Origin of the sequence: Mycobacterium sp. E342, from assembly GCF_001667665.1 — a bacterium.
In the GTDB taxonomy this organism is placed as follows: Bacteria; Actinomycetota; Actinomycetes; order Mycobacteriales; family Mycobacteriaceae; genus Mycobacterium.
Genome location: NZ_LZJM01000277.1, coordinates 1 through 12319 on the forward strand (window position 1 = coordinate 1; position 12319 = coordinate 12319).

The following is a 12319-nucleotide window of genomic DNA, read 5'->3' on the forward strand; positions in this document are numbered from 1 at the left end:
CTGCTGGGCGACCTGGCGCTGGAGGATCAACTGCTCGACCGCGCCCGCTACCTCAAGGCGCTGGCCGTGGCCGCCGAACTGCCCGAGGTGGAGAGCTTGGCCACCCGGCTGATCACCGCTCACTCGGCGACCGTCGACTGGTTGACGACCGTCCTCGCCGAGGATGCGCTCGGCGGCCACGGCCAGCGCCTTGAGGTAGCGGGCGCGGTCGAGCAGTTGATCCTCCAGCGCCAGGTCGCCCAGCAGCGCCTCGTCGAACGGCTGCGCCTGTTCGGTCAGCGCCTTGACCGCCGCCGCGGCGCGTCCCAGGAACGGGCCGACGATGTCGGGGACACCGCCCAGCCCGCGGATCGCCTTCTCGATCGCCTCGGACCGATCACGTGCGTTCGACGCGTTCTGCGTCAGTTCACGCTCGACGGCCTCGGTACGCGCCTGTGCGATGCGGGTTTCGGCAACCTGGATCTCGGTGTTGGTCAGCTGGTGCAAAGCGCGCAGCTGCGCCAAAACCGTCGTCTTGTCCGATGAAGTCATTGAAAAACTCGCCTCCTGCGTTGATTGTCTGGATCGGCACGAAAGCGCCTTTCGGTCGGCTACCCATTCGGGCGGGCACACATAACATCGGAGTCCGGGTGTGATCCAGATCGCTTTGGCCACTGGTTCGAGGTGGCCGCGCCGGCGTCGTTTAGCGGCTTGTACAGCGGGTACGCCTCGACGAGCCGCACACAGCCCATGGTGCGAATTACCAACTGCCCGAACACTGGAGGTATCGGCGATGGCTGACATGATTGTGCAATCGCCCGACGAGGTCGTCGCTTTCCTGAAGGCGCAACACAACCTCATCGAGGACATGTTCGACGAAGTCCTGCACGCGTCCGACCCGCAGGCGCGGGAGAAGCCGTTCGTCGAGTTGCGTCAACTGCTCGCCGTCCACGAGACGGCCGAAGAGATGGTGGTGCACCCGCGGGTGCGCCGCGAGACCGATGACGGGGACGCCATCGTCGACGCCCGGCTCAAAGAAGAGCACGAAGCCAAGGAGTTGCTGTCGCAGATCGAGGACCTCGATATCGCCTCGCAGCAGTTCGTCGACGCCGTCACCAAGCTGCGCGACGCCGTGCTCGAACACGCGCGGCACGAGGAAGAAGACGAATTCCCCGTGTTGCTCCGGAAAGTCGACGAGGACGATCTCAAGCGCATGGGCGCGGCTGTGCGAGCGGCCGAGGCCATCGCACCGACCCGCCCGCACCCGGGCGTCGAGTCGGCGAAACTGAATTTCGCCTTGGGGCCGTTCGCGTCGATGCTCGACCGCGCCCGCGATGTGATCAAGCAGGCCATCGGCGTCGGCTAGGCCTGCAACGCCGAACTTTCCGTAGGCTCGACGAGGTGAGTATCGCTCCGGATATGACCGTTGCCCTGCAAGACCGGTTCTTCCGTGAGCTGCCGGAGATGGCCATGCGCTGGCAGGCTAAGGCCCCTGTCGAGCCGAGGCTGCTGACGTTCAACGACGGGCTTGCGGCGGAGCTCGGCCTGGACGCCGACTGGCTGCAAAGTCCCGACGGACTGCGCTTCCTGGTCGGCGACCTGGTGCCCAGCGGCGCCGTTCCGGTGGCGCAGGCCTACGCGGGGCATCAGTTCGGCGGCTTCGTCCCGCGATTGGGCGACGGACGCGCGCTGCTGCTCGGCGAGCTCGACGACGCCGAGGGCCGTCTGCGCGACATCCACCTCAAAGGCTCCGGACCGACGCCGTTCGCGCGCGGCGGCGACGGGCTGGCGGCGGTGGGTCCCATGCTGCGCGAGTACATCGTCAGCGAAGCGATGCACGCGCTTTCAGTGCCGACGACACGATCGCTGGCCGTGGTGGGCACCGGCCGCCCGGTGCTGCGCGAAGCGGAACTGCCGGGGGCAGTGCTGACCCGGGTGGCCAGCAGCCATCTGCGGGTGGGCAGCTTCCAGTACGCAGCGTCCTCCGGCGACGGCGAATTGCTGCGGCGCCTCGCCGACCATGCGATCACTCGCCACCATCCCGGCGCCGCACAGGCCGAACGCCCCTACCTCGCGCTGTTCGAAGGCGTGGTCGCGGTGCAGGCATCGCTGATCGCGCGCTGGATGCTGATCGGATTCGTGCACGGGGTGATGAACACCGACAACATGACGATCTCCGGCGAGACGATCGACTACGGACCGTGCGCCTTCATGGAGGCCTACGACCCCGACACGGTCTTCAGTTCGATCGACTCCTGGGGGCGCTACGCCTACGGCAACCAGCCCCTGGTCGCGGGCTGGAACCTCGCTCGTTTCGCCGAGACGCTGCTCCCCCTGCTCTCCGATGACATCGAGGAGGCAGTCGCGCTTGCGGAGGCATCGTTCGGCGTCTTCCAGCGCGAGTACGACGCCGTGTGGTCGTCCGGCATGCGTGCCAAACTCGGTTTACCGGCCGACATCGAAGCTCGGGACTGCACGGCGCTGGCCGACGAGTTGCTTGCCCTGCTGAAGGACAGCCACGTCGACTACACCTCGTTCTTCCGCCACCTCGGCCGGGCGGCACGCGGCAATGCCGAACCCGCGCGCGGATTGTTCATCGACCTCGCCGGGTTCGACGCCTGGCTGTCGCGCTGGCAGAGCCTGCGCCCCGACGCGGACGTCATGGATCGGGCCAACCCGGTCTACATTCCCCGCAACCACCTGGTCGAGGAGGCCCTGGCCGCCGCGACGGCCGGCGAGCTGGGCCCCGTCGAGCAGCTCCTCGCCGCGGTGACCGCGCCCTTCGACGAGCGGCCGGGCCTGGAGCGCTACGCCAGCCCGGCCCCGGAGGACTTCGGCAAGTACCAAACGTTCTGCGGCACTTAGGCTTACGTCAGCTTTGCGGCCTCGCCCTGGAGCGCATCGAGGCGGCGGAGGGTCTGGTCGCGAGGCTCGGTCGGCAGCTCCACCAGCAGGTGCTCCACCCCGAGGGCGAGGTAGCCCTCCAGCTCGTTGGCCGTCGGCGCGCCGCCGTGGAAGCTGATCACCGGCACGTCTTGGCCGGCGACATCGCGCAGCCGCTGAAGTTGCGGGGCCAGCACCTCCGCGGACGGTGTCATCGACAGCCAACCGGCGTGCAGCCGGGCGATGCGTTTGAACCCGGCGGGCCCGCCGCCGAAGTACAGCGGCGGATAGGGCTTCTGTACCGGTTTGGGCCAACTGTAGATCGGATCGAAGTTCACGAATTTGCCGTGAAACCCGGCCGTTTCGTGCGTCCAGATCTCGATCATCGCGTCGATCCGCTCGTCGACGACCCGGCCGCGAACCGCGGGATCGACGCCATGGTTGGCGATCTCTTCGCGCAACCAGCCCACGCCGACACCGAACCGAAACCGTCCCTGCGACAACAGGTCCAGTGACGCCACCTCCTTGGCCGTGTGGATCGGATCGCGCTGCGGAACAAGTGCGATGCCGGTACCCAGGACGAGCCGTTCGGTGACGACCGCCGCCGCGGTCAACGCCACGAACGGATCCAGGGTGCGGTAGTACTTCGGCGGGATCGGCCCGCCCGCCGGATAGGGTGTTACGTCCCCGGCCGGAATGTGCGAATGCTCAGCGAGAAACAGCGATTCGAACCCACGCTGCTCGAGCGCCTGTCCGAGCGCCACCGGATCGATGCCCTCGTCCGTCACGAATGTCAGCACGCCTAGACCCATGGTGCTCAGTCAACCGCATTCAGCTCGCCCCCGCGACCGGCTCCCCGCTCGACCCCGGTGGTACGACGCGCCGCACCCCACAGCCCGACGCCGATGCCGACGACCGCGCCGCCGAGACCGATGATCCGTTGCGAGGGCTTCAGCTCGTCGTGGACGCTGATACCGCCGAGCAGGTCCGCCGCGTCCGCACCGCCGGACGCCAGGAACCAGCCGCGGGTGTTCTTGCCGCGCAGCGCCGCCGCCGCGAGCATGCCGCCGATCAAAGCGTCGCGATATCCCATGGAGCGCAACAACAGCCGCGCCGTCGGAGCCGGGTCACCAGGGTCTCCCCAGAACCGGTTCGCGCTCAGGGGGTCGACGAGGAACCAGATGCCGGAAGTGAGTCGGATGCTGCCCGCCAGTAGAGCGGCTCGGTCGATTGCCATGGTCGGTCAGCCTATGGGTACACCCGCGCGATCGGTGCCGCGGCCGTCACTCCAGCGCGGGATCGGGCAGCCCGCACAGCTTGCACAAGGTGGCAAGCCCGTCGGGTGTGCCGGGCCAGTGCTTGGCGAGCGCCTCGGATCCCGCCGTGCGGCTGATCCAGCGCAGCACCAGCCCGACGATGATCACGTCGTCGGCGAATCCGATGACCGGGATGGCATCGGGGATCAGGTCGATGGGCGACACGACAAAGGCGATGAGCGCGACCAACGCGATCCGGATCCGTCGCGGCAGTTCGGGGTCGGCGGCGAGGCGTTTCAACAGCCGAAGCACGTCGGGCAGCAGGCGCACCAGGTCCTGCATGTTGGCCTGGGGTTTCATCAGCCAGAAGGTGATGGCGAGGATCACCCAGATCACCGCAAACGCGCTGACCAGGCCGATCAGAATCATCCACCAGTCAGACCACATCGTTCGATCTTCCTGGACGGGTCCCGTGCTTTACGCGGCGCCCGGCGTCGGCCAGGGAAACATGGGCCACATGCCCGTCGGCGGCAGAGTGGGACCTGGCGGTGGCTCGGTGGTCGGTTCCCCGAGGTGCTGGGGGCAGTAGGCGGCCACCGCGCTGACCGTGAACTTGGTTGCGTCGTCCACGGAGAATCCCGGGTTGCTCGCCGACATGCTTTGGATGACGTCGGCCTGCGAGTGGCCCTGGTCCATCAGTTGGCAGGCCTTTTTGGCGACCCCGATCGCGACCGGCCCACTTTTGACGGGAACACCCGCCTGATCGAGCGCCGCAAGGAAACTCGCATCGGGACCCGGCCCGTTGTTGCCGGCCGGATCGGCCTGCGCCGGAGCGGCGACGCCGACGAGGGCCGCGAAGCTCGCCAGCACGAGAAGCATCCGCACCGCTTCATCCTGGTACACAAAGTCGGCGTTGTCTTGTCGGGTGCGTCCCCCGCGATTCGGTGTGAGTTGAGGCGAACTCGGCTTAGTGTGGGTGCGGGATGAAGGACGAGTGCCAATGAACATCGACGACGAGCCCGTCACCACACTGGAAGACCTCAGGGGCGACCTGGCGCAGCGCTACCGGCGGACGCCGAGCGGCGGACAGTCGGTGGACCGCGTCGTCGTCGACGCGGACATGGCGGCCCTCGACCGCGACGGCTACGTCGTCTGGGAGAACCTGCTCACCGGCGAGCAATGCCGGCAGATCCGTGAGGTCGTGCGCCCGTGGCTCGCCCACACGGGACGCAACTCCTTCGAGGGCCGGCGCACCCAGCGCATCTACAGCCTGCTGAGCCGAACGCGGGTCTGCGACGGGCTGGTCGACAACCCCCGCGTGCTTGCGGTGCTCGATCGGCTGCTGATGCCGAACTACCTGCTTTCGGCGTTGCAGGCCATCAACATTCAGCCCGGCGAGGCCGCGCAGCTGGCCCACCACGACGACGGCTTCTATCCGGTTCCGCGTCCACGAGAACCGTTGGCGGCGGCCACGATCTGGGCCATCGACGACTTCACCGCCGACAACGGCGCCACGGTGCTCTACCCGGGCAGCCACCGGTGGGGCAAGCGCAGGCCCGGCGCCGACGATGCGGCCGTGCCCATCGTGATGCCCGCCGGGTCGTGCGTCTTCTTCGTCGGGACCCTGTGGCACGGCGGGGGCGCCAACAGCACCGACCGCGGCCGCCTCGCCGTCACCGCCCAGTACTGCCAGCCGTGGCTGCGGCCGATGGAAGCCTTCACGTTGTCGATATCGCGCGACATCGCCCGGACGGTCTCCGACGACATTCGCCGCATGCTGGGCTACAGCATCCACCCGCCGTTCGTCGGCGCGGTCGACGGTCTGCACCCGCTGCGACTGCTGGAAACCGCGCAGGACTCGTAGGCCCTGTTCCCGTCCGCCGTTGAGGTCTGCGCCGGACGGCGCTGCGACTCGATCGCCTGGCTACGGCTCAGGGCGACGGCACTGGCCACCATCGCCCCGACCGCAACCGGCAGCTCCAGCGCCGTCGAACGCCCCACCGCCAGGTGTTCACCCAGCACCGCGATGCCGACCAGGACCGCGACAACGGGCTCCCCCACCAACATGATCGGCACCGACGCCTGCAACGCCCCGGCGTGGAACGCCGAGTTCTGCACCACCGTCACGGCGACGGCCAGGCCGACCAGCAGGTAGGGAGCGGGGACGCTCAGGAGAGCGTGCCAGCCGCCGACGGCATAGCGGTGCGTGCAGATCTTCGTCAAGACGGCGATCATGCCGAGCAGGACCGCCACAGCGACGCCCAGCAACATCGCCCGCGCACGACCGACCGCGCGGCTCGCGGCGATGACGCAGACAACCAGCAACGGCACCGTCACCGACAACGCGAGCGTCCACGCCGGTACCGCGGGGCGGTTGTGGCCCTCGCGGGGCTGGCCGACAAGCACGAAGACCGCCAAGGCGGCCGTCAGCAGCGTCGCCCAGCCCCATTGCGCCGCGCTGATCCGTTGGTGGCAGAGTCGTGCGCTCATCGGCAGCGCGAACAGCAGCGACGAAACCAGTAGCGGCTGGATCAGAAGCAGGGATCCGTGAGCCAACGCCACGGCTTGAAATACGTAACCGGCGACCGCTCCGACCGTGCCCGCCCACCACAACGGTCTGCGGGCCAGCGTGGTGACCATCGTTCCCGACATGCCGTCATCGGCCGGAACGTCCTGAGCGGCGCGTTGCCGGACGACGATCCCGACCGCGGCCCAGAACGCGGACAGCAACGCCGAGAAGATTGCGACCGCATGTGCTTGCACCCACCCCATGCCCGGATGGGTACCCGGGGCGCCGGCGACGTTAACTGCGCTGGGAGCGAACTACCTCATACGTCGTAGTAGAGGGCGAATTCGTACGGGGTCGGCCGGAGGTTGAACGGCGCGATCTCGTAGGTGCGCTTGTAGTTGATCCACGTCGCGATGACGTCGGGGGTGAAGACCCCGCCCTCGGTCAGGTATTCGCTGTCTTCCTCCAGACGGTCGATGACCGCGGACAACTGCGTGGGGGCCTGCGGGATCTCCGCGGCCTCCTCCGGCGGCAGCTCGTAGAGGTCCTTGTCGACCGGCGGAGGCGGCTCGATCTTGTTCTTGATGCCGTCCAACCCGGCCATCAACTGGGCCGCGAAGGACAGGTACGGGTTGCCCGACGAGTCGGGGCAACGGAATTCCAGCCGCTTGGTCTTCGGATTGTTACCGGTGATCGGGATGCGCACACACGCCGACCGATTGCGTTGGCTGTAGACCAGATTGATCGGCGCTTCGAAGCCGGGAACCAGACGCTTGTAGGAGTTGACGGTCGGGTTGGTGAAGGCCAGCAACGACGGGGCGTGGTACAGCAAGCCGCCGATGTAGTGCCGCGCGGTGTCGGACAGGCCGGCGTATCCCGTCGGGTCGTACATCAGCGGCACGCCGTCCTTCCACAGCGACTGGTGGCAGTGCATACCGGAACCGTTGTCGCCGAACAACGGCTTGGGCATGAACGTGACGGTCTTCCCAGCCTGCCACGCGGTCTGCTTGACGATGTACTTGTACATCTGGTGGTCGTCGGCCGCGTGCAGCAACGTATTGAACTTGTAGTTGATCTCGGCCTGGCCGCCGCTGCCGACTTCATGGTGGCCCTTCTCCAGGGAGTAACCGGCGTTGGTGAGGTGGGTGAGGATCTCGTCGCGCAGATCGACGTAGTGATCGGTGGGGGCCACCGGAAAGTACCCGCCCTTGGGGCGGACCTTGTAGCCGAGGTTGGGGCTCCCATCCGGCTCGGCGTCCTCTCCGGTGTTCCACCACCCGGATGCCGCGTCGACCTTGTAGAACGATTCGTTGGTGCTCGAGTCGAAGCTGACCGAGTCGAATATGTAGAACTCGGCCTCCGGACCGAAATAGGCGGTGTCCGCGATGCCGGAACTGATCAGATAGTTCTCTGCCTTGCGGGCGATGTTGCGCGGGTCGCGCGAGTACACCTCGAGGGTGAACGGGTCGTGCACGAAGAAGTTCACGTTCAGCGTCTTGCGAGCCCGGAACGGGTCGATGGTCGCGGTCTCCGGATCGGGCAGCAGCACCATGTCGGACTCGTGGATCGATTGGAACCCGCGGATCGAGGAACCGTCGAAGGCCAGGCCTTCCTCGAAGACGCTTTCATCGAAGGCGTAGATGGGAATTGTGAAGTGCTGCATGGTGCCAGGCAAGTCACAGAAGCGGACGTCGACGTACTCGATGTTCTCATCCTTGGCGAGTTTGAAAATATCGTCGGGCGTCTTATCGGACACGCAACGCTCCTTAGCTTGATCGTCGGCACTGGCGTGCGAGCGCTTTCTACGCCTCGACCATTTCGGCCGCGTCACCACCGCGAGTCGAACCTGTTGCGTCACAGAAAGACCAGGGCTCCGATGCACGGCGGCTGGCTTCCGGTGGCACTTCCCTGCGCGTTGGCCGATAGTCATCTGTACCACGCAGCTGCAGCAGAAGAAGGAGTAGTCATGCCACGCAACACAAACGGCGGCCGTCCGGCGACCAGCCGTGGCGATCGACGCGCGTAAGAATCGAACGAAGCCCCGCGCGATGGGCGAGCTCTTTCAATTTCACCGCGAGATAATCGTCAGCGGTGACGACGCGCTGTCGAAGACGATCGCCGAGGAGCTGAGAGGCGCGGGCGCGCGAATCATCAAGATCAACACCGCCGCCGACCTCCTCGGGGCCGGGGTGCATCGCGCACGTGCCGTCGTGTGCGCGGGCCCCAATGACGCAGTGAACCTCGAAACCGCTTTGCTGGCAAGAGAGTTCAGCCCGAACGTGCGGGTGGTGGCCCGGTTGGCCAACGACGTACTGCGCGAAGCGGTGGTTGCCGTCAACGGTCCCGGCGCGATCTTGGACGTCGCCGACCTCGCGGCACCCTCGATCGTCGAGGCCGTGTTGTCGCGAAACGCGCACCAGTTCGACACGGCCGGTATCGAATTCGTGGTCTGGGGATCCGAGGCGCCTTACAGCGCGACGCTCCGGGAGATCTACGCCGACCTGGCACCGGTCGCGGTGGTTCACGGCAAGAATTCGCCCGCTCCCGGTGAGGTGGTGCCATGCCCCGGACGAGATCTGCGGGTCTACGCCGGCGACTGGACGTCGATGATCGGCGTGAAGGACGAATTGGAGGCCCGCGGAATCACCTTGCCTCCCCGGCCGCGACGCGCGCTCGCCACTCCCCGGTACGGCGGGTCATCGACGCGGCGCGCGCCATCCGAGACGAAGTGAACCCCATGCTCTTCCCCTCGCTGGCGTTCGCGCTGCTTCTCACTCTTGGCTCGACGGCCGTGGTGCGCTTCGCCTATCACAACCCCAAAATGTCGTGGATCGACGCCCTGTACTTCGCCTCCGAGACGATCACGACGGTGGGCTACGGCGACTTCAGTTTCGCCCAGCAATCCACGTCCCTGCGGCTCTTCGCCGTCTTGTTGATGTTCGGTGGCGCGAGCGTCACCGCCATCCTTGTCGCGTTCCTTGCCGACCTCCTGCTGTCGCGCCGCTTCGTCCAATCGGCCGGACTGCGGCGCGCGCGCCACATGCACGACCACGTCGTCGTCGTCGGGTTGGGTTCGATCGGGGTGCGGGTCGTCAGTGATCTCGCGGCGGCCGGATACGACGTCCTGGTCATCGAGCCGGACGACAGCAACCGCTTCCTGCCGACCGTGGCCGAACTCGATGTGCCGGTGATCTTCGGGGATCCGACGATGCGCCAGACGCTGGAGTCGGCGCGCATCGACCGCGCCCGCGGGGTGGCGCTGGTGACCCAGGACGACATGAAAAACATCGAAGCCGGGATCGTGCTGCTCGAAATGCTGGGATCCAACACGAAGGTGCCCATCGTCATGCGCGTTCAAGGCCGCGCGCTGGGCACCGCGGTGCACCGACGGTTCGGTTTCGAGAACGTGCGGTCGATCGTCGACCTGGCGGCGCCGTGGTTCATCGGCGCGGCGATGGGCTTGCATGTGCTCGGCACATTCTGGGTGGGCCAGCGCTCCTTCATGGTCGGCGGGATGCTGGTGGCGGCGGGCAGCGAGCTCGACGGGCTGCGGATGGTCGATCTGTCTACTCAGACCCGCGTCATCGCGATCACCCGGCCGGAAGGGCCGGTCAGATTGCGCCCGCGCCGCGACGCCCGCCTGAAAGCCGGTGACACCGTCTACCTCATTGGCCCGTACCGAGAACTGATCGCGACGCTGCGCAAGGGCCAGCCCCCGCCGCTGACAACGATCAACGGCGAGCGCACCGCGGCATTGGCGGCGGCACGGTCGACACGCCAGCCGGAGGTGCGCCCACCAAGGTGGGCGCCCGATCCGGACGGTTAACGAACGGCTAAAAGTCGAGCCACTTCATCGCGCCCTGTTGTGATGCACAGCACATTTGTGCTTTCTTTGTATCCGAGGTCACAAACGCGATGGGAGCTTCCATGGCCGCACCCCACGGCTCGAGCAAGTACGTAGTCGTTGCACCGCGCGCTAACGGAGCGGTGCATTCACATCGGATACTGCTGGCCCTGGTCGTGGTCATGGCCCTCATCGCAGCGATCACCGGAGTCGTCGTCGCGGCGTCGACGGGGCACGCCACCGCCGCGCTCGTGATAGCCCTGGTGGCCAGCGGGTGGTTTTCCGCCGCGCTCTGCTAGCTGGCGACGGCGCCTGGGCAGTACTTGATCCGGCCAAGGTCGACCCACATGTTGGCGCGCTTGGCGGCCTGCTGCGGGGTCAGCCCCGTAATGCTCTGATTGTTCGCCTGTTGCATCGCGCCGACGATCTGGGCGCGTGACCAGCCCTGTGCCATGGCGTTGCACATCGTCTGTTCGGTCTGCATTTCGTAGTTGGGCCAGTCCGGCGGGAAACCGATCGGGTCGGCATGAGCCGCAGCGAGTGTGGCCGGCAGCGACGCCGAAGCAACGAACGCGATCACGAACGACACGGCGATAAACAGCCTTCTCGTGACGGACAGGGGTGTGAGCGACAGTTGCACGGACACTTCTCCTCGATTCAGCGCCTCAATGACCTGGAGGCTCGGCAAGCGGTGGCCCCCGCTCATCAATGGTAGGGCTTGGGTGCGTTGACCGGGCCAGAAGCCGGGGGCGGAGTCACCGTTTCGGCGGCCGTCTTGCGGCCCCCCCGGCCGGCCATGCGAGGCTACGTCGTGTCGACAACCGAACGGCACTAAGGAGAAGACAAGGTGAGAGCCCTGGTTGCCGGCGCCGCCGGCTTCCTGGGGTTTCACCTCTGCGATCGGCTCCGCCGCAACGGCATGGAGGTCGTCGGGCTGGACAATTTCTGCACCGGCAGCCGCGCGAACGTGCAGCGGCTCGCTAGCGGTCCGGGCTTCAGCTTCCTCGAGCACGACATCACCCGGCCGGTCGGCTCGGCCGTCTCGGGCCCGCTGGACGTCATCTTCAACATGGCCTGCCCCGGATCGCCCCGGGCCTACCAGCGGGATCCCTTGTCCACGCTGGACACCAACTACGTCGGGACCAGGAACCTTCTGGAGCTGGCGCGCGAATCGGGGGCGACCATGCTGCAGGCGTCCACCAGCGAGGTGTATGGGGACCCGGCGATCCATCCGCAGACCGAAAGCTACTGGGGCAACGTCAATTGCTTCGGCGCGCGCGGGTGTTACGAAGAGGGCAAGCGGGTCGCCGAGACGCTGATGCTCGAGTACGCGCGCCGCTACGGCGTCCCCATCAAGGTCGTCCGCATCTTCAACACCTACGGTCCGGTGATGGATGTCGAGGACGGGCGGATCATCTCGACGTTTATCGTCCAGGCGCTGCGAGGCGACCCGATCACCATCTTCGGGGACGGCAGCCAGACACGGTCCTTTTGCTACGTCGACGATCTCGTCGACGGGCTCGTGAAGATGGCGGTGAGCGAACCCTCCTTCACCGGGCCCGTCAACCTCGGCAGCCCGGCCGAACTCACCGTCCTCGAAACCGCCAGCATCATCAGGGAGTTGACCGGATCGACCTCGGCGACCGTGTTCAAGCCGCTGCCCCCGGATGACCCGAGGAGGCGCAAGCCGGACATCAACCTCGCCGAGTCCAGGCTCGGCTGGCGCCCACACGTCCCGTTCGAGGAGGGGATCGAGCGAACGATCGACTATTTCAGAGCCATCACCGGACGCCATTCCGCGGGAAGCGCGCCGTGACCATGGGATTGACACGCCCCGCATCGAAAATC

Annotated in this window: 12 protein-coding genes and 2 pseudogenes; 6 read left to right on the plus strand and 8 right to left on the minus strand. The window is 66.7% G+C overall.

All coding sequences use genetic code 11. The annotated features are described in order from the left end of the window. Positions 1–531, minus strand: a pseudogene (locus tag A5692_RS21700) (hypothetical protein); the annotation flags it as partial. A 241-nt stretch (positions 532–772) separates the two neighbouring features. Here A5692_RS21700 and A5692_RS21705 point away from each other — a divergent pair. Next, positions 773–1345, plus strand: a complete 573-nt coding sequence (locus tag A5692_RS21705) for a hemerythrin domain-containing protein (RefSeq protein WP_068059668.1) — start codon at positions 773–775, stop codon at positions 1343–1345. 53 nt (positions 1346–1398) lie between these two features. Further along, complete coding sequence (locus A5692_RS21710; protein WP_197514534.1) at positions 1399–2844, plus strand: YdiU family protein; 1446 nt, start codon at positions 1399–1401, stop codon at positions 2842–2844. 2 nt (positions 2845–2846) lie between these two features. Here the strand turns inward: A5692_RS21710 and A5692_RS21715 are convergent, their stop codons facing one another. From A5692_RS21715 to A5692_RS21730, 4 genes are read right to left on the minus strand one after another with little or no spacing between them, the layout of a single operon-like run. Continuing rightward, entirely contained in the window at positions 2847–3674 is an 828-nt protein-coding gene (locus tag A5692_RS21715; protein WP_068059680.1) for an LLM class F420-dependent oxidoreductase, read from the minus strand. 5 nt (positions 3675–3679) lie between these two features. Further along, the gene (locus A5692_RS21720) at positions 3680–4099 is read right to left on the minus strand and encodes a DUF4267 domain-containing protein (protein ID WP_068059683.1); all 420 of its coding nucleotides are present in this window, start codon (positions 4097–4099) and stop codon (positions 3680–3682) included. A 46-nt stretch (positions 4100–4145) separates the two neighbouring features. Beyond that, complete coding sequence (locus A5692_RS21725; protein WP_068059686.1) at positions 4146–4565, minus strand: YkvA family protein; 420 nt, start codon at positions 4563–4565, stop codon at positions 4146–4148. 30 nt (positions 4566–4595) lie between these two features. After that, entirely contained in the window at positions 4596–4997 is a 402-nt protein-coding gene (locus tag A5692_RS21730; protein WP_068059784.1) for a DUF732 domain-containing protein, read from the minus strand. 121 nt (positions 4998–5118) lie between these two features. On the opposite strand from A5692_RS21730, the gene A5692_RS21735 reads away from it, so the two are divergent. Further along, the gene (locus tag A5692_RS21735) at positions 5119–5982 is read left to right on the plus strand and encodes a phytanoyl-CoA dioxygenase family protein (RefSeq protein ID WP_068059689.1); all 864 of its coding nucleotides are present in this window, start codon (positions 5119–5121) and stop codon (positions 5980–5982) included. On the opposite strand, the gene A5692_RS21740 is transcribed toward A5692_RS21735, so the two are convergent. Further along, the gene (locus tag A5692_RS21740; protein ID WP_068059692.1) at positions 5901–6890 is read right to left on the minus strand and encodes a DMT family transporter; all 990 of its coding nucleotides are present in this window, start codon (positions 6888–6890) and stop codon (positions 5901–5903) included. The two genes, A5692_RS21735 and A5692_RS21740, sit on opposite strands and share 82 nt — an antisense overlap. A 56-nt stretch (positions 6891–6946) precedes the next feature. Next, positions 6947–8383, minus strand: coding sequence for a type I glutamate--ammonia ligase (glnA, locus tag A5692_RS21745; protein WP_068059696.1), 1437 nt, complete (start codon positions 8381–8383; stop codon positions 6947–6949). A gap of 292 nt (positions 8384–8675) precedes the next feature. Between glnA and A5692_RS21750 the strand changes: the two are divergent. After that, positions 8676–10453: pseudogene (locus A5692_RS21750) on the plus strand (NAD-binding protein). A 101-nt stretch (positions 10454–10554) separates the two neighbouring features. Further along, the gene (locus A5692_RS21755; protein ID WP_068059699.1) at positions 10555–10770 is read left to right on the plus strand and encodes a hypothetical protein; all 216 of its coding nucleotides are present in this window, start codon (positions 10555–10557) and stop codon (positions 10768–10770) included. Here A5692_RS21755 and A5692_RS21760 read toward each other — a convergent pair. Then, entirely contained in the window at positions 10767–11111 is a 345-nt protein-coding gene (locus A5692_RS21760; protein ID WP_197514531.1) for a hypothetical protein, read from the minus strand. The genes A5692_RS21755 and A5692_RS21760 overlap by 4 nt on opposite strands. Positions 11112–11318: 207 nt before the next feature. On the opposite strand from A5692_RS21760, the gene A5692_RS21765 reads away from it, so the two are divergent. Beyond that, entirely contained in the window at positions 11319–12287 is a 969-nt protein-coding gene (locus A5692_RS21765; RefSeq protein WP_068059702.1) for a UDP-glucuronic acid decarboxylase family protein, read from the plus strand. Positions 12288–12319 lie beyond the last annotated feature (32 nt).